This is a genomic window from Rhodococcus sp. ACT016 (genome assembly GCF_050477185.1).
GTDB lineage: Bacteria > Actinomycetota > Actinomycetes > Mycobacteriales > Mycobacteriaceae > Prescottella.
Genome location: NZ_JBEAET010000001.1, coordinates 157018 through 173911, shown reverse-complemented (window position 1 = coordinate 173911; position 16894 = coordinate 157018). Strand labels below are relative to the sequence as shown.

Genomic DNA, 16894 nt, shown 5'->3' with positions numbered 1-16894 from the left:
AACGGGAATTCCACTGGTAATCCGTAGTCGTTGCCGATCCCAAGCGTGCGAAATCTAGCGGAATCCAGCGAAGTTCTATAACGTGTTCTAGCAACAGCTAGAAGGGATGTGAGGTACTGATGGCGCAGATTCGTGAGATCGATGTGGGAGCCCCGCAGACGCGATACGCACGCGGTTGGCACTGCATCGGGCTCGAGAGCGAGTTCTTGGACGGCAAGCCGCACGCCGTCGAAGCGTTCGGCACCAAGTTGGTCGTCTTCGCCGACAGCCAGAACAAGCTCCACGTACTCGACGCGTACTGCCGACACATGGGTGGGGACCTCAGCCAGGGCGAGATCAAGGGCGACTCGGTCGCTTGCCCGTTCCACGACTGGCGTTGGGGTGGCAACGGCAAGTGCACCGACATCCCCTACGCCCGCCGTGTGCCGCCGATTGCGCGCACCCGCTCGTGGATCACGCTGCAGGAGAACAAGCAGCTGTTCGTGTGGAACGACCCGGAGGGTAACCCGCCGCCGGACGACATCACGATCCCGCACCTGCCGCAGGTCTTCACCGACGAGTGGACCGACTGGAAGTGGAACCGCGTCCTCGTCGAGGGTTCGAACTGCCGCGAGATCGTCGACAACGTGGTCGACATGGCGCACTTCTTCTACGTCCACTTCGGTTTCCCGAAGTACTTCAAGAACGTCTTCGAGGGCCATGTCGCGTCGCAGTACCTGCAGAACCACGGCCGGCCCGACGTCGGGAACATGGGCACCCAGTACGGCGAATCCGTTCTCGACTCCGAGGCGTCGTACTTCGGACCGTCGTACATGGTCAACTGGCTGCACAACAACTACAGCGGGTACAAGGTCGAGAGCCTCCTGATCAACTGCCACTACCCGATCACGCAGGACTCGTTCATGCTGATGTACGGCGTGAGCGTGGAGAAGCCCAAGGGTCTGGACGACGCCACCAGCGACAAGCTGGCGACCAAGTTCACCGAGGGCGTGGCGATGGGCTTCGAGCAGGACGTCGCGATCTGGAAGAACAAGACCAAGATCGAGAACCCGCTCCTGTGCGAGGAGGACGGCCCCGTCTACCAGCTGCGTCGCTGGTACGACCAGTTCTACGTCGACGTCGCCGACATCGACCCGAAGGCCACCCAGCGGTTCGAGTTCGAGATCGACACGACCAAGGCCGTCGAGGCCTGGCAGCGTGAGGTCGACGCGAACCTGGCCCGCCAGGCCGAAGAAAAAGCAGCGAAGGCTGCCACCGAGCACAAGACGGGGGTGTGACATGACCTCGACCTGGGCCAAGGCCCCAAGCTACGCGGACAGCCCGGCCCGGGTCGAGGCCGTCCGCGCTCAGACCGCCGCCGATCTGCACTCGTACCTCGAGGAGGGGCTCCACGAGGTGCAGTGCCGCGCGTGCGGAACCTGTGTGCTCGTTCGCAAGAACAGCTACAAGCACACCAGCATCCAGTGGCTGGACGACCCGACGAAGGTGTGTCCGGAGTTCACCGGATCCGGCGGCGGGACCGGGTCGCGACAGACCTGCCCGCGGCTGCTCAACAGCATCAACCACGCCGTGATGGAGGGCATCATCGAGGTGCGCGACACCCAGGCGTAGTCGGTGACCGGTAGATCGTCGACCGGACGGGGCGCGCATCCGACGGGATGCGCGCCCCTTCTTCGTTGCTGCCGGTGCGGGACTAGCCGGTGGCAGCCTCTCGCTGCAGTTCGAGCGCGATGTCGATCAGTTGGTCCTCCTGGCCGCCGACGAGCTTGCGCTTCCCGGCACGCACGAGCATCTCCGCGGCGGAGACGCCGTAGCGCTCGGCCTGCCGTTCGGCGTGCTTGAGGAAGCTCGAGTACACGCCCGCGTACCCCATCATCAGCGCCTGCCGATCGAGCAGGCACTCGGCCGGCATCGCGGGACGCACGACCTCCTCCGCGGCCTCGGCGATCGCGAAGAAGTCGATTCCGGTCTTGACGCCGATCTTGTCGAACACGGCGACGAGCGCCTCCACCGGCGCGTTGCCGGCGCCGGCGCCGAAACGCCGAGTGCTGCCGTCGATCTGCTTGGCGCCCGCCCGGACGGCCGCGATCGAGTTCGCGACGCCCAGACCCATGTTCTCGTGCCCGTGGAAGCCGACCTGCGCGTCCTTGCCGAGTTCCTGGACCAGCGCCTCCACCCGCTCGGAGACCTGCTCGAGCACGAGCGCTCCCGCCGAGTCGACCACGTACACACACTGGCACCCGGCGTCCACCATGATGCGGCCCTGCTCCGCCAGTTTCTCGGGCGAGACGGTGTGCGCCATCATCAGGAAGCCGACGGTCTCGAGGCCGCGGTCGCGGGCGAGCCCGAAGTGCTGGATCGAGACGTCCGCCTCGGTGCAGTGTGTGGCGATACGACAGATCGACGCGCCGTTGTCCTGCGCCTCGACGATGTCCTCCTTGACGCCGACGCCGGGCAGCATGAGGAACGCGATCCTCGCCCGTTTCGCCGTGTCGACGGCGATCCTGATCAGTTCCTGCTCGGGGGTTTTCGAGAACCCGTAGTTGAACGACGAGCCGCCGAGACCGTCGCCGTGGGTGACCTCGATGACCGGTACACCGGCGCCGTCGAGGGCAGCGACGATGTCGCGCACCTCCGTCCCGGTGAACTGGTGCCGCTTATGGTGCGATCCGTCCCGGAGCGAGGTATCGGTGATCCGGATGTCCCACGCGCCGTCCAAGTGGATGTCGTCGTTCCGGTTCGCGGTCTTGCCGCCGCTGTCGCTCATGTCGCTCACGCCTCCACGCTCAGAAACTGCCGGGCGATCTCCTCGCCCACCTTGGTTGCCGCCGCCGTCATGATGTCGAGGTTCCCGGCGTACGTAGGCAGGAAGTCACCCGCACCCTCGACCTCGACGAATGTGGTGACCGTGGCGTGCCCGCCCGACACGACCGTGGGGTCACTGAATTGCGGTTCGTTGAGCAACCGGTAGCCGGGCACGTACTGCTGGATGTCGGCGACCACCCGGTGGATCGACTCGGTGATCGCATCATGGTCGGCATCCTCCGGGATGGCACAGAAGATGGTGTCGCGCATGATCATCGGCGGGTCGGCCGGATTCAGGATGATGATGGCCTTGCCCCGGCGGGCCCCACCGATCACCTCGACACCGCGACTGGTGGTCTTGGTGAACTCGTCGATGTTCGCGCGCGTCCCGGGGCCGGCCGACACCGACGCGACGGACGCGACGATCTCCGCGTAGGGCACGTCGACGACACGGGAGACCGCGTACACGATCGGGATCGTGGCCTGCCCGCCGCAGGTGATCATGTTGACGTTCGGGGCGTCGAGGTGCTCGCGGAGATTCGCCGGCGGCACGACGGGCGGGCCGACCGCGGCCGGGGTGAGGTCGATGGCGCGGATCCCGTGCTCCGCGTATTTGGGGGCTGAATCGCGGTGCACATACGCGGATGTCGCCTCGAAGACCATGTCGGGCTTGTCGGGCCGGCTCAGCAGCCAGTCGACACCCTCGGCCGACGTCTCGAGCCCCATCCCCCGAGCGCGCGCGAGTCCTTCGCTGGCCGGGTCGATGCCGATCATCCACCGCGGCTCGAGCCACGGGGATCGCTGCAACTTGTAGAGCAGGTCCGTGCTGATGTTGCCGGAACCCACGATCGCGACACTTGCTTTGGTCATGTGAACTCCTACTCGAACCGCAGGATCACCGCGCCGAGTACAGACGAACACAGGCACCACCGAGAAGACTGCAACGCGTGTTCGTTTGTGAACGCCACGGTCGGATGCCTCCAGCCATACTTACTGGCAGAAAGCATGGACTGGCAGCCACCCCATTCTATAACGTGTTCTACATGAGCAAGCAGGAATACGACATCGTCGTCGTCGGCAGCGGTGCTGCCGGCATGACCGCCGCCCTGACCGCCGCACACCAGGGGCTGAGTGTGGTCGTCGTCGAGAAGGCAGCCCACTACGGCGGTTCGTCCGCACGGTCGGGCGGAGGTGTCTGGATCCCGAACAACGAGGTGCTCCAGCGTGACGGCGTCACCGACACCACCGACGCGGCCCGCACCTATCTGCACAGCATCATCGGCGACGTCGTCGCCCCCGAGAAGATCGACACCTACATCGACCGCGGCCCCGAGATGCTGTCGTTCGTGCTGAAGAACAGTGCGCTGGAACTGCAGTGGGTGCCGAACTACTCGGACTACTACCCGGAGGCACCCGGTGGACGTCTCGGTGGACGCTCCGTCGAACCGACCCCGTTCGACGGCAACCGCCTCGGCGACGACCGCAAGAACCTCGAGCCGGACTACGTGAAGGCGCCCAAGAACTTCGTCATCACGCAGGCCGACTACCGCTGGCTCAATCTGCTGATGCGCAACCGCCGCGGGCCGCTGCGCGCGATGAAGGTCGGCATGCGCTTCCTGGCCGCGAAGGCCCGCGGCAAGGACCTGCTCGTGCGTGGCCAGGCCCTGATGGCCGGTCTGCGCATCGGCCTGCGCGACGCCGGTGTCCCGATCCTGCTGAACACGCCGCTCACCGAGCTCTACACCGAGGGTGACGCCGTCCGCGGCGTGAAGGTGCTCGTCGACGGCGAGGAGCAGATCATCCACGCCCGCCACGGCGTCGTGCTGGGCTCGGGCGGCTTCGAGCACAACGACGAGATGCGCAAGAAGTACCAGCGCGCCCCGATCGGGACCGAGTGGACCGTCGGCGCCAAGGCCAACACCGGCGAAGGCATCGTCGCCGGCCAGAAGCTCGGCGCCGCAGTCGACTTCATGGACGACGCATGGTGGGGTCCGTCGATCCCGCTCACCGGCGGACCGTGGTTCGCACTGTCCGAGCGCACACTGCCGGGCTGCATCATGGTCAACACCCGCGGCAAGCGCTTCGGCAACGAGGCCGCCCCGTACGTCGAGGCCGTCCACACGATGTACGGCGGCGAGTACGGCCAGGGCGAGGGTCCCGGCGAGAACACTCCCACCTGGATGGTCCTCGATCAGCGGTACCGCAACCGGTACACCTTCGCCGGCATCACCCCGCGCTCGCCGTTCCCTGGCCGCTGGCTCAAGGCGGGAATCATCGTCAAGGCCGGCACCATCGCCGAGCTGGCGGAGAAGACGGGGCTGCCGGTCGACGCCCTCACCGAAACGGTGGAGCGGTTCAACGGCTTCGCCCGTAACGGCAAGGACGAGGACTTCGGCCGCGGCGACAGCGGATACGACCACTACTACGGCGATCCGCGTCTGAAGAACCCCAGCCTCGCCGAGATCAGCAAGGCGCCGTTCTACGCGATCAAGATGGTTCCGGGCGACCTGGGCACCAAGGGCGGCATCGTCACCGACGTCGACGGCCGTGCGCTCCGCGAGGACGGCTCGGTGATCGAGGGCCTCTACGCCGCCGGCAACTGCAGCTCCCCCGTCATGGGCCACACCTACGCCGGCCCCGGCGCGACCATCGGCCCCGCGATGACGTTCGCGTACCTCGCCGTGCTCGACATCGCCGATCGCGCCCGTGCCGGTGCGGAATCCGTGACGAACTGACAGGAGACACACCAGTGCCCATCGATCCGTCGATCGCGATCGGAGCCGAGCTCCCCGCCCAGGAGTTCTCCTGGACGCCCTCCGACGTGCAGCTCTACCACCTCGGGATCGGGGCGGGAGCTCGCCCGCTCGATCCCCGTGAACTTCGGTACCTCGACGACTCCAAGCCGCAGGTGCTGCCGACGTTCGCGACCGTGGTCGCGAACATCCACGCGACCGAGGCCCCGCGGGTGTCGTTCCCGGGTGTCGAGATCGACCTGGCCAAGGTCGTGCACGGCAGCCAGGAAGTGACCGTGCACCAGCCGATTCCGGCCAGTGGGTCGGCGCGGACCACCACCCGGATCGCCGAGGTGTGGGACAAGGGCAAGGCCGCGGTGATCGTGCAGGAGTCGTCGACGGTCGCACTCGACGGGTCTCCACTGTGGACGGCCCGGTCGTCGATCTTCGCGCGCGGAGAAGGCGGTTTCGGGGGTGAACGTGGGCCGTCGGATTCCGTCGTCCTCCCCGATCGCCGGCCCGACGCGGAGGTGCTGTCGCCCGTCCTCCCGCAGCAGGCGCTGCTCTACCGGATGTGCGGAGATCGCAATCCTCTCCATTCGGATCCGGAATTCGCCTCCGCGGCAGGGTTCCCGGCGCCTATTCTGCATGGGCTGTGCACATACGGAATCGTGTGCAAGGCAGCGACCGATACCGTTCTCGACGGTGACGCCGATCGTGTCAAGGGATTTCGTGCCCGGTTCGCCGGCGTGGTATATCCCGGCGAGACGCTGCGGACGCGGATCTGGCGCGAGGGCGACCGGCTGCTGCTCTCGGCAACGGTTCCCGAGCGCGAGGATTCGCCGGCCCTGGCGGACGTCGTGCTCACCGTCGCGTAGCGAACGCCTACAACTTCCGGTCGGGTCGACCTGCAGGTCGACCCGACCGGGCATAACTGCACCCGATTTTCATTCCCCCTCTACACCCCTTGGAGTACACGAATGACGTCACTCGACGATCAGCCTCGGCTGTCGCGGCGCGGGTTCCTCGCCGCCGGCGCCGGTGCACTGGCCGCCGGCGCGGTGGTCGGCGGTTGGACCCCCGCGTTCGCGGTGCCGGCCGGTTCCCTCGGTTCTGTCGGCGCAGGGTCCTCGGGCTCGCTCGGATCCCTCGGTCCGGCCGCCCAGCTGCCTACGCCGCCGGACTTCCCGTCGGACATCTCCCTGTTCCAGCAGGCGTACCAGAACTGGTCCAAGGAGATCATGCTGGACGCCACGTGGGTCTGTTCGCCGAAGACGGCGGACGACGTCGTGCGCCTGGTCAACTGGGCCGACGAGCACGGCTACAAGATCCGTCCCCGTGGCGCGATGCACGGCTGGACCCCGCTGACCGTCGTCAAGGGCTCCAACGTCGAGAAGGTGATCCTCGCCGACACCATGACGCACCTGAACAGCGTCACGGTGAACCAGGGGTCGCCGGCCACCGTCACGGCGGGTGTCGGTGCGACCCTCGATGCGATCGTCACCGAGCTGCAGAAGCACGACCTGGGTTGGGCCAACCTGCCCGCTCCGGGTGTGCTGTCGATCGGCGGCGCGCTGGCCGTCAACGCCCACGGTGCGGCGCTGCCCGCCGAGGGTGAGGAGACGCTGCCGGGCGCGACTTTCGGCTCGCTGAGCAACCTGGTCACCGAGCTCACCGCCGTCGTGTGGGACGGGAACAAGTACGCGCTGAAGACCTACCGGCGCAACGACCCCGACATCCTGCCGATGCTCACCAACCTGGGTCGCTGCTTCCTGACCTCGGTCACGATGCAGGCCGCCCCGAACGTGCGCATGCGGTGCGAGAGCTTCACCGACATCCCGTGGCAGGAGCTGTTCGCGGCGAAGGGCACCTCGGGTCGGACGTTCGAGAAGTATGTCGCCGAGTCCGGTCGCGCCGAGGCGATCTGGTACCCCTTCACCGACAAGCCGTGGATGAAGGTGTGGACGGTCACGGCGGATCAGCCGGAGGGCGGGACCGGAAGCCTCGGCTCGCTGGGTTCGCTGGGCTCGCTCTCGGGTAAGCCGGCGCAGTCTCGCGAGGTCACCGGCCCGTACAACTACGTGTTCTCCGACAACCTGCCGGAGCCGATCACCGACATGATCGGCGCGATGATCTCCGGGAACCCGGCGATCGCACAGCAGTTCGGCCCGGCAATGTACGAGATCACCAAGCTCGGCCTGGCCGCCACCAACTCGAGTGACATCTGGGGCTGGTCGAAGGACGTCCAGTTCTACATCAAGGCGACCACGCTGCGCCTCACCGAGGGTGGCGGTGCCGTCGTCACCAGCCGTGACAACATCGCGACCGTCATCCACGACTTCACGCAGTGGTTCAACGGCCGCATCGAGTACTACCGCGCCAAGGGCCAGTACCCGCTGAACGGCCCGGTCGAGATCCGCTGCTGCGGCCTCGATCAGCCCGCGGACGTCAAGGTGCAGTCGGCCGGCTCGCCGACCATCGCGGCGACCCGTCCGCGTCCCGATCACCCCGACTGGGACGTCGCCATCTGGCTGAACGTTCTCGGCGTTCCGGGCACCCCCGGCATGTTCGAGTTCTACCAGGAGATGGAGCAGTGGATGCGCGGGCACTTCAACAACAACGCCGCCACGTTCCGTCCCGAGTGGTCGAAGGGCTGGGCGTTCGGTCCTGACCCGTACACCGACACCGACATCGTCACCAACAAGATGCGGGCCACCTACATGGAGGGTGTCGCGAACGTGCCGAACTGGGATACCGCCCACGCACGGTACAACGAGATCGACCCGCACCGTATCTTCACCAACTCCTTCATGGACCAGCTGCTCCCGTAACCCGGGCAGGTCCACACCGACGCCGGTGGTGCCGCGCAACAAGCGCAGGCGCCGCCGGCGTCGTCGTATGTCCGGCACCGGCACTACTTGTGGGCGTACCGTCGACAGTGATCGGTGACAGACGCGAACGAGGGAGTGCTGTCATGACATCGACGAATCCTGATCCGGTTCCTCCCCCGCCTTCTTCCGGCCCGTCGGAGCCCGCACCGCCCCCTCCGCCGCCTCCGGCCGCCCCGCAACAGGTCCCGGCGCCCCCGCCGAGCAACGCCGGATGGGCTGTCGCGGCGCTGGTCGCGTTCTGGCCGCTCGCGTTCGCCGCTTTCAGCAACGCGTTCGAGGTGTACCCACGGTGGGCCCGCGGCGACTACTCCGGGGCCCAGTACGCGTCCGATCGGGTTCGCAAGCTCGGCCAGCTGTCGCTGTGGATCCTCGGCGGCATCCTCGTGCTGATCGCGATCGCGTACATCGTCATGGCCGCGGTGTGGATTTCGCACGGCGGATACCACGACAACTGGCACCACTACCACGACCGGATGGACTGGTAGCGGCTCAGCGCACGCGGACCACGTCGTCGTCCGGTTCGACGGACGGATCCATCTGCGGCACTGTGTGTTCGGGCCGGATCGGCACACACGCGACGACGAGCAGCGACACGGTCGCCACCGCCGCGCCGAGCCAGAACAGTCGGTCGAGCCCGATCTGCGTCGGCACCGCGACGGCGCCGGCCATCACGGTCGACGCGGCGAGCACCGCTGCACCCACTGCACTTGCCGCCGAGGTTCCGACGGCCCGGATCAGGCTGTTGACGCTGTTCGCCGACGCGGTCTGGTCGAGGGGTACCGCCGTCGTGATGAGCACCGGCATCGCGGCCAGCGCGAACGCCACCCCGATCGACACGACGAAGGCGCTGACGCCGATGACGAGCACGCTGGTGCCGAACACGCCGCGTTCGGCGAATCCGAGGGCGATCGCACCGGCGCCGACTCCGAGCGTCGCCCGGGCGCCCCAACCGCGGATCATCGCCGCCGACACCGGGGCCAGCAGGATCATGACCAGGCCGCCCGGCAGCATCACCAGGCCCGCCGCCGCGGCGCTCAGGCCGAGGCCGTGGTCGACCGACGTCGGCACCTGCAGTTCCTGCGTGGAGGCGTACGAACTGAGGAACATCGCGAATCCGAGCAGCAGTGCGGACAGGTTCGACACCAGCACCGGGCGCCGCATCGACGTGCGCAGGTCGACCAGAGGCTGGAGTGTTCTCAGTTCCAACGGAATCCACAGCGCCAGACCGAGTGCAGCGGCGACGGCGAGACCGACGGTCGGCGCGCTCGCCCATCCCCACGATCCGCCCTTGGAGATCGCGAGCAGCACCGCGGTCAGCGCGGCGGTCAGCAGCACCGCGCCCCGGTAGTCGAACCGCCCCGGTGCACGGGTGGTCGACTCCGGCACCACGAACGGCAGCAGCGCCGCCATCGCCACCGCAAACCCTGCCGGCAGCCAGAACAGCGCCTGCCACCCGAGGTGGTCGTAGAGGACGCCCGAGAGCGGCATGCCCAGCACGCTGCCGATGCCGATGGTCGCGCTCATCAACGCGACGCCGCTGCCGAGTCGTGCGGGAGGCAGGACGTCGCGCATCATGCTGATCCCGACGGGCATCAACGCCATTGCGAAACCCTGTAGTCCGCGGCCGGCGACGACCGTCGCGAATCCCGGCCCGACGGCGGCGAGCACCGAACCCGCCACCATCAGCCCGAGGCACACCAGCATCATCAGGCGTTTGCCGAACATGTCGGCGAGGCGGCCGACGAGCGGCGTCCCGACGGCACCGGTGAGCAACGTGATGGTCACCAGCCACGACGCACTCGTGGGTGGGACGCCTAGGTCGACGGCGAACGCCGGCAGGACCGGCACCACGAGGGTCTGCAGGAGCGCGACGAGGACTCCGCTCAGGCTCAGGACGCCGATGACGAGCCCGCTCCGGGCAGTGCGCGGAGCGGGCGGAGGGGCGGCTGTCACCCGGTCACGCGGGCGGCGTTACCTGCGTCGATCGGCAGCACGGTGCCACTGATGTGCGCACTGGCCTCGGCGGCGAAGAAGAGCACGGCGCGGGTGATCTCGAAGGGATCGAGCCACGGAACCGGCTGCGCGTGCAGGGACTGGAAGACCGGGGCGACGTCGTCCATCGTCGGCTCGTCCAGGTCGGGGCGCATCATCGAGTAGAGCGCCTTGTTGTGGATCATTCCGGTCGAAATGTTGCCCGGCGCAATCGCGTTGACGGTGATGCCGTTCTGGGCGAGGTCGAGTGCCGCGCTCTTGGTCATGCCGATGACACCCCACTTGGACGCCGCGTACGCGACCATGTTGGTGTTGCCGGCGCGGCCCAGCATCGACGAGATCGTGACGATCCGGCCGTAGCCGCGCTCGATCATGCCGGGCGAGACGGCGCCGATCGTGTTGAAGACGCCGGTGAGGTTCGAGTTGATCGCCTCGTTCCACTGCGCGGTCGTCATCGACTGGACGGGCGCGGCGACCGAGACGCCCGCGTTCGCGACCGCGATGTCGACGCGTCCGAACTCGGACTCGGCACGCTTGACGAGATCGTCCATCGCCGCCCGGTCCGCGGTGTCGGTCTTGACGGCGATGCACTTGCGCCCGGTGGCCTCGACGAGGCGGACCGTCTCGGCCATGTCCTCCTCGGTGCCGAGCGGGTAGAACACCGAGTCGCTGTTCTCGCACCGGTCACAGATGACGATGTCGGCGCCACGTTCGGCGAATGCAACGGCGTGCGATCGCCCCTGTCCCCGGGCTGCGCCGGTGACCAGTGCGACCTTGCCTTCGAACTCCTCCATGCTGCTGCTCTCCTCGAGATCGGGGACCGTGAAGACACACGGGGTCCGGAACTATCACTACCCGCTCGGGTTGTGACACCGGCCACAAGTCCCGGCCAGCGGGAAGTACGCGCACCCTTCCACCGAATCACAGTCGTCCCGTGCGATGGGGAATGCGACGCGATCGTCACCGACCGACGGCGAGAATGACGACCGCGGACGTCGCCCCCAGCGCGACGACCGTGGCCGCCAGACCGAGCATCAGCGCGAACGGATACGCGACGCGCCCCGCCCCGAACGCCTCGCTCGCCCGTTCGTACCGACGGCGGGCGGTCACGACCACCACCGATGCCGACGCGACCGCCCACACCCCGATCACCTGCACCACGACCGACGAACCGGGCACGTACCGCAGACACAGCAGGGCGACCGCGGCCAGACTCGCCGCCGTGCGCACCCACGCGAGGGTCGTCCGCTCGGGTTGCAGACCCGGATCTCGGTGGGCCGGCACCGCCACGGTCAGCGCACCACCACGACGAGCAGCGTGACGCCGGCGCCCGCGATCATGCACGCGAGCAGTGCCGCGATGGCGGGCACCGGGAGGCTCCGTCCCTTGCGCATCGCCGCTTCGACCGCCATCCACCGCGCGAACGCGAAGAGGACCAACAGAACCGCACCGACGAGCAGGCCCACCACGAGCACGGTGTGAAGGTCGGGATCGACCACGCTGGATCCGAATGCCTCGAGACCGACGGCGGCCGCGATCAACCCGAGACCGGTTCGGACCCAGGCGAGGAAGGTCCGCTCGTTCGCAAGTGTGAAGCGCGGGTCCGGGTCGTCGCCTTCGCGAAACGCTTTCGGTCGCCACCCTCGCACAGTCACCGAAACGGTCCTTCCTCGCTCGTCGGCCCGCTTCACCTCATGTAACGCTTCAACACCGCGGCGCGCCTGCGGGCCAGTACCGCGCGCCGGCCGGACTCGTCGATCCGCGTCGTGGTGGACGGCAGTTCGGCGAGTACGTCGTCGAACATCACCTTACGCACGGTGGGGGTGGGCAGATCGATGGACGTCGTGAGCCACCAGCGGTAGACGCACCGGGTGAAGGTGTTCCCGGCCGTGTCGAGCCAGTTCGCGACCCCCGGGTCACGGTGCGCGACGACCGCCCGGAACACGCCGTCGTCGTCGAGCACCGCCTGGTGGCCGTTGAGCGACGTCTGCCGGTAGGTGTAGTCGAGAGACTGCCCCCAGTAGTCACCCAGGTGGATGTTCCAGAAGTGACACTCCGGAGGTGTCACCTCGAGGATCAGCGCCTCGTCGGGGGCGATCTCGAAAGTGCCACCGCCGTATGCGATGTGCCCACCGTCGCTCGCGTACGACGAACTCGACGTCGGCTGCGTCCGCAGTGTGTTGGGCTCGCCCTCGCGCAGGCTGTACATCGTTGCCCAGTACTCGGCGAAGCCGTCGACGAAGCGTCCGACGGACTCGACCTGCGTGCTCACCGTCACCGGTTCCGCGACCGGGCCGGGACCGTCGACGTCGATCCGTTGAATCGAGACGTGATACGGGTCCTCGCCGTCCCAGTCGTAGAAGTACTGACGAGTGATGATCTCCGCCGTGTTCGCGGGCATCGGCAACCAAATGCCCTCGTGCGGCCTAGCGCTGATTATCACCTCGAAATCGCCGTTGTCCTGCAACGTGATTCCGCCAGGATTCGAGATCGCCCCGAGGGTCGACCCGGTGGCCGCCTTGAACGCGGCCCGAAAGTCCGTCGGCCGATCACCTTCGGACCGAGTCTTCTCGTACAGGCTCAGAGTGTCGTAGAGCGTCAGCCCGATGTAGCGGGCTCGTCCACCGGTTCCGATGAGCCGATAGGTACCGGCGGGATCCAGTACGGCGTGTCCGAACAGGCAGTCCGGCGATTCGGTGGCGTACCGCTTCGTGTTGTCCTGCAGGTGCCCCACCTCGGGATAGTCCGGATCGGCGCTGAAGACCACCTGCTCGAGACCGGCGTTGAGGAGGTTGAGCAGGTACCGGTAGCCGGCCGCCCGCATCGCGGGGTCGTCGGATCGCGGATCACCGGAGACCACCTTCGATGCCCGAGACAGGTTGTCGCACAGGCTCTGCCACGACGCATCGAGTGCGTCGTTTCGCCGCTGACGGTCGTCGTCGTGGAACTCGACCATGAATACCTCATCCCCTTCGATGTGCGATGCCGAATCAGGCCGGGATGTCACCGAGGATCGCTACCCGCTCCATGACGCGGCGGTGCGGAAAGTAGTCGCTGGCGGCGTAGTGCTGCGTGGCGCGGTTGTCCCAGAATGCGATCGAGTTCGGCTGCCACCGGAATCGACACTGGAAGTCGGGAACCTTGGCCTGGTCGAAGAGGTGGCGCAGCAGCGGCTCGGCCTCGACCGGGTCCATGTCCGGGATGTGAGTGGTGAACAGGCTGTTGACGAACAGGGTCCGACGGCCGGTCTCCGGATGGATCCGGACGATCGGGTGCTCCACGGGCGGATACTGCTCCTTCATCGCCGCGAGCTTCTCGGGACCCATCGAGCGGCCGAAGGACGGCACGAAGTCGTGAATCGCAACGCGACCCTCGATCTTCTCCTTGACCTCGTCGGATAGGCAGTCGTAGGCGTTGCCCATGTCGGCCCACAGGGTGTCACCGCCGGCCGGCGGAACCTCCAGCGCACGCAGCACGGACCCGAGCGGCGGACGCTTCTGCCACGTCACGTCGACGTGCCAGATGTTCTCGGTGCCGGGATTGTCCTCGCCGCGCTCGAAGTGGACCACCTCGGGCACCTCGCCCTGCGGCAGCAACGGATGGACCTCGAGTTCGCCCCAGTGCCGGGCGAAGTCGCGGTGTTGAGCACCGGTGATCCGCTGATCCCGGAAGAACACCACCTTCCATTCGAGCAGCGCGCGGCGCAACTCGTCGACGACCTCGGCGCTCGGATCACGCAGATCGACGCCGTGGATCTCCGCACCGATGTAGGGGGTCACCGGGCGCAGCTCGAACTGCGTGTACGGACGGGACTCGAATCCGTCTGCGCACCTGCGCATTCCGCGAGGCCCGAACTCGATCGAATGCCCACCGATCTCGACCGTTCTACTGCTGGTCAGCGTTGCCATGGAAGTCTCCTGCTCTCGAGGGATCCCGCTCCGAACACACCACCGCCGACGACGTCGTCGCAATCGGCGCCGACTCCGTCCCCGGGAAAGTATCAGTCAGTGACTTAAACCGTCAAGACACTGACTTAACTTTTGAAAACAGCTGGCTGTGCGAGCAATTGGACACCCGGCGACGCGACTGCGGGTACGCTCCGCCACCGGAACCGCTTCCACTGAGTGGGACCCGCGTCACAGCCGTCCAGGGATGGTGACTACCGTCTCGTCGTCGGGGCGACCTCCCGCCCGCCCCGGTTTTCATCGAACGCGCCGCCTCACAGGCACTTCCCCAACACCGACGTATCCCGCTGCGGCACAGCACCTGCAGCTTCCTCGTCGAACGTCCCACGACACAAAGGACAACGATGGCGCTCGCCCTCACCCCGATTCGAGGCAAGGTTCCTCGAGCCCGCATCTTCGCGGTACTCGCCGTGATCATCTTCTTCTCGGAGATCGCAACCTTCGAGATCCTGATGGTCTACCCGGCGATGCCGTCCATGGCGGCGGCATTCCAGACCCTGAACATCGCCTGGGTCGTCTCGATCGTCACGCTCACCGGCGCGACGCTCATGCCGCTCATCGGCAAGGCCTCCGACAAGCTCGGCAAGAAGCGGGTCATCATGGGCCTGGCCGTCGTCTTCGTGCTCGGCAGTGCGGTCTGCGCGACGGCCACGTCGTTCGCGGTTCTGCTTGCGGGTCGCGCGATGCAGGGCGTGCTCGTCGGCATCGTCGCGCTCTCGTACAGCCTGGTGCGCGACATCATGCCGCGCGATTTCGTCCCGGTCGCCCTGGGCATGGTCGCGACCGGCATCGGAATGTCGGCGGTCGCAGGACCGTTCATCGCCGGCTGGCTGATCGACGGGTTCGGATTCCACGGCATCTTCTGGTTCATGGCGATCTACCTGACCGTGCTGATCCCCCTCTACTGGGTCGTGGTCCCCGAGAGTTCCGTGCGCACCGATCGCCCGGTGGACTACCTCGGCACCGTGCTGCTCGGCCCAGGTGTCGCGGTGTTGCTCCTGGCAATCACCAAGGGCAACTCCTGGGGCTGGTCCGCCGCCAGCACCCTCGGACTTCTCGCGCTCGGCGTCGTGATGCTGACGGCCTTCGTTGCCTGGCAGCGTGTTGCGCCGCACCCGCTCATCGACCTGAAGATCCTGTTCGGCCCCAAGTTCGGCCCGACGATCCTGGCGGTGACCGGACTCGCCTACATGATGAACGCACACTCGATGCTGATGCCGACGCTCCTGCAGACTCCGTCCGGAATTCCCGGGATCTCCTACGGTGCAGGACTTTCCGCCACGCAGTACGCCCTGTGGACGTGCCCGCTCGGCATCACCGCAATGTTCGCCGGACCCCTGGGTGGCTTCCTCGCGAAGAAGATCGGAGCGCGCCAGGTCCTGCTCGGATCGGGCGTCTGCTTCCTCATCGTGATGTTCCTGGGCAGTCGGCTGCTCACGCTGCAGTGGCAGGTGGCGGTGCTGAGCATGATCGCCGGCTTCGCCGTCGGCTTTCTCCACTCGTCCAACGCCAACCTGGTGCAGGACGCGCTGCCGGCGGAGGCCAGCGGCGTGGGCACCGCGATCGCGGGCGTCACGATGCAGTTGTGCTCGGCGATCGCCGTGACGGTCACCGGCGTGGTGATGTCGCATCACGTCCTGACGGTCAACCCGAAGACCCACGCGGTGCTGTACGCCGACGACGCGCTGACGCGCGGATTCCTCTACGCGGGAGCCGTCGGACTCGTCGGCATCGCCGTCGCACTCGTGATGAAGCACGGGCGCAAGCCCGCCACCGGCGGACTGGAGTCACCGTCGACGCTCGATCAGCCCTCGGCCGACGCGGGCGCCGCCAGCGCCCCCACCGACATGTCCACCAGATGACGCACGGTCTCGTCGAAGTCCGTGTCCACGACCGGATTCCCGCTGTTGCGCCGCTGTTCGAACACCGCGAGCGCCGACACCGCCATGTTCAGCATCAGGTCCACCCGGATCACCGCAACGCGTCGCGGCAGGTGGTCGAGGGCCCGCATCAACCGGCCGGACACCTCGCGACTGGCCTCGGTGACCTCGGACAGATCGGGGTTCAGAATGTCGACCGACGGGGAGACGCGAGCAATGAACTGCGCGTAGTAGGAGTCGGTTCCGGAGGTCCGGAGGTAGTCCGCGAGCGGCACCACGACGGCCTCGACGAGACCGCGCACGTCGTGTCCGCGGCCCTCCTCGTCCAGCTTCGCGAGGAACGCCGCGCGGCTGCGATTGATCTCGCTCATGCGGCGCCGGAAGACCTCGAGCACGAGGCCGTCGCGCCCCCCGAAGTGGTACTGCACGGCCGAGTTGTTCTTCTGACCGGCGGCGGCCGCGACGTCGCGCATGGACACGCCGTCGATGCCGCGTTCGGCGAACATGCGCTCGGCGGCCTCGATCATTGCGGTCTTCGCGTTTCCAGGGTTCGACACGCCGAGAGAGTAGTAAGTCAGCGATTTAAGGGTCAAGGCAAGACCGGTCCCCTCCCCTGTTCCCCTGCCCAG

Annotated in this window: 16 protein-coding genes; 7 read left to right on the top strand and 9 right to left on the bottom strand. The window is 67.1% G+C overall.

The genetic code is table 11. The features are described from left to right. The first annotated feature begins 119 nt into the window (after positions 1-119). Both ACQ5DX_RS00835 and ACQ5DX_RS00830 read left to right on the top strand, forming a co-directional pair. Positions 120-1277, top strand: a complete 1158-nt coding sequence (locus ACQ5DX_RS00835) for a Rieske 2Fe-2S domain-containing protein (RefSeq protein WP_430330809.1) — start codon at positions 120-122, stop codon at positions 1275-1277. Between the two features lies 1 nt (position 1278). Next, positions 1279-1611, top strand: coding sequence for a hypothetical protein (locus ACQ5DX_RS00830; protein ID WP_430330808.1), 333 nt, complete (start codon positions 1279-1281; stop codon positions 1609-1611). Positions 1612-1693: 82 nt separating this feature from the next. Here the strand turns inward: ACQ5DX_RS00830 and dmpG are convergent, their stop codons facing one another. Together dmpG and ACQ5DX_RS00820 are read right to left on the bottom strand one after the other, a co-directional pair. Next, entirely contained in the window at positions 1694-2719 is a 1026-nt protein-coding gene (gene dmpG, locus ACQ5DX_RS00825) for a 4-hydroxy-2-oxovalerate aldolase (RefSeq protein ID WP_430335510.1), read from the bottom strand. 53 nt (positions 2720-2772) lie between these two features. Then, positions 2773-3675 (bottom strand): acetaldehyde dehydrogenase (acetylating), encoded by a 903-nt coding sequence (locus tag ACQ5DX_RS00820; RefSeq protein WP_430330807.1) that lies wholly within the window; start codon positions 3673-3675, stop codon positions 2773-2775. Between the two features lie 164 nt (positions 3676-3839). Between ACQ5DX_RS00820 and kstD the strand changes: the two genes are divergently transcribed. From kstD to ACQ5DX_RS00800, 4 genes are all read left to right on the top strand, one after another. Next, positions 3840-5540, top strand: a complete 1701-nt coding sequence (kstD, locus tag ACQ5DX_RS00815; RefSeq protein WP_430330806.1) for a 3-oxosteroid 1-dehydrogenase — start codon at positions 3840-3842, stop codon at positions 5538-5540. 14 nt (positions 5541-5554) lie between these two features. Beyond that, on the top strand, positions 5555-6415 hold the full coding sequence (locus ACQ5DX_RS00810) for a MaoC/PaaZ C-terminal domain-containing protein (RefSeq protein ID WP_430330805.1): 861 nt from the start codon (positions 5555-5557) through the stop codon (positions 6413-6415). Between the two features lie 102 nt (positions 6416-6517). Then, on the top strand, positions 6518-8368 hold the full coding sequence (locus ACQ5DX_RS00805) for a cholesterol oxidase substrate-binding domain-containing protein (RefSeq protein WP_430330804.1): 1851 nt from the start codon (positions 6518-6520) through the stop codon (positions 8366-8368). A gap of 143 nt (positions 8369-8511) precedes the next feature. After that, entirely contained in the window at positions 8512-8913 is a 402-nt protein-coding gene (locus ACQ5DX_RS00800; RefSeq protein WP_430330803.1) for a CD225/dispanin family protein, read from the top strand. Between the two features lie 4 nt (positions 8914-8917). Here ACQ5DX_RS00800 and ACQ5DX_RS00795 read toward each other — a convergent pair whose 3' ends face one another. The 6 genes from ACQ5DX_RS00795 to ACQ5DX_RS00770 all read right to left on the bottom strand — a co-directional run bounded on the left by ACQ5DX_RS00795 (position 8918) and on the right by ACQ5DX_RS00770 (position 14328). Further along, positions 8918-10381 (bottom strand): MFS transporter, encoded by a 1464-nt coding sequence (locus tag ACQ5DX_RS00795; protein WP_430330802.1) that lies wholly within the window; start codon positions 10379-10381, stop codon positions 8918-8920. After that, on the bottom strand, positions 10378-11214 hold the full coding sequence (locus ACQ5DX_RS00790) for a mycofactocin-coupled SDR family oxidoreductase (RefSeq protein ID WP_430330801.1): 837 nt from the start codon (positions 11212-11214) through the stop codon (positions 10378-10380). Before ACQ5DX_RS00790 ends, ACQ5DX_RS00795 begins: the two co-directional genes overlap by 4 nt. Before the next feature lie 166 nt (positions 11215-11380). Next, complete coding sequence (locus ACQ5DX_RS00785) at positions 11381-11710, bottom strand: DUF202 domain-containing protein (protein WP_430330800.1); 330 nt, start codon at positions 11708-11710, stop codon at positions 11381-11383. A 2-nt stretch (positions 11711-11712) separates the two neighbouring features. Continuing rightward, entirely contained in the window at positions 11713-12075 is a 363-nt protein-coding gene (locus ACQ5DX_RS00780; protein ID WP_430330799.1) for a YidH family protein, read from the bottom strand. 32 nt (positions 12076-12107) lie between these two features. Continuing rightward, a complete protein-coding gene (locus ACQ5DX_RS00775; RefSeq protein WP_430330798.1) occupies positions 12108-13376 on the bottom strand; it encodes a DUF1214 domain-containing protein in 1269 nt (422 codons plus the stop codon). Between the two features lie 34 nt (positions 13377-13410). After that, the gene (locus tag ACQ5DX_RS00770) at positions 13411-14328 is read right to left on the bottom strand and encodes a TauD/TfdA dioxygenase family protein (RefSeq protein WP_430330797.1); all 918 of its coding nucleotides are present in this window, start codon (positions 14326-14328) and stop codon (positions 13411-13413) included. Between the two features lie 401 nt (positions 14329-14729). On the opposite strand from ACQ5DX_RS00770, the gene ACQ5DX_RS00765 reads away from it, so the two are divergent. Continuing rightward, the gene (locus tag ACQ5DX_RS00765; protein WP_430330796.1) at positions 14730-16247 is read left to right on the top strand and encodes an MFS transporter; all 1518 of its coding nucleotides are present in this window, start codon (positions 14730-14732) and stop codon (positions 16245-16247) included. Here ACQ5DX_RS00765 and ACQ5DX_RS00760 read toward each other — a convergent pair. Next, the gene (locus ACQ5DX_RS00760) at positions 16190-16822 is read right to left on the bottom strand and encodes a TetR/AcrR family transcriptional regulator (RefSeq protein ID WP_430330795.1); all 633 of its coding nucleotides are present in this window, start codon (positions 16820-16822) and stop codon (positions 16190-16192) included. The two genes, ACQ5DX_RS00765 and ACQ5DX_RS00760, sit on opposite strands and share 58 nt — an antisense overlap. Positions 16823-16894: the final 72 nt, after the last annotated feature.

Coding starts and splice junctions, on each gene's coding strand:
- ACQ5DX_RS00775 (WP_430330798.1), bottom strand. CDS start 13,376: ATGGTCGAGTTCCACGACGACGACCGTCAGCGGCGAAACGACGCACTC.
- ACQ5DX_RS00790 (WP_430330801.1), bottom strand. CDS start 11,214: ATGGAGGAGTTCGAAGGCAAGGTCGCACTGGTCACCGGCGCAGCCCGG.
- ACQ5DX_RS00835 (WP_430330809.1), top strand. CDS start 120: ATGGCGCAGATTCGTGAGATCGATGTGGGAGCCCCGCAGACGCGATAC.
- ACQ5DX_RS00830 (WP_430330808.1), top strand. CDS start 1,279: ATGACCTCGACCTGGGCCAAGGCCCCAAGCTACGCGGACAGCCCGGCC.
- ACQ5DX_RS00765 (WP_430330796.1), top strand. CDS start 14,730: ATGGCGCTCGCCCTCACCCCGATTCGAGGCAAGGTTCCTCGAGCCCGC.
- ACQ5DX_RS00800 (WP_430330803.1), top strand. CDS start 8,512: ATGACATCGACGAATCCTGATCCGGTTCCTCCCCCGCCTTCTTCCGGC.
- ACQ5DX_RS00770 (WP_430330797.1), bottom strand. CDS start 14,328: ATGGCAACGCTGACCAGCAGTAGAACGGTCGAGATCGGTGGGCATTCG.
- ACQ5DX_RS00820 (WP_430330807.1), bottom strand. CDS start 3,675: ATGACCAAAGCAAGTGTCGCGATCGTGGGTTCCGGCAACATCAGCACG.
- ACQ5DX_RS00805 (WP_430330804.1), top strand. CDS start 6,518: ATGACGTCACTCGACGATCAGCCTCGGCTGTCGCGGCGCGGGTTCCTC.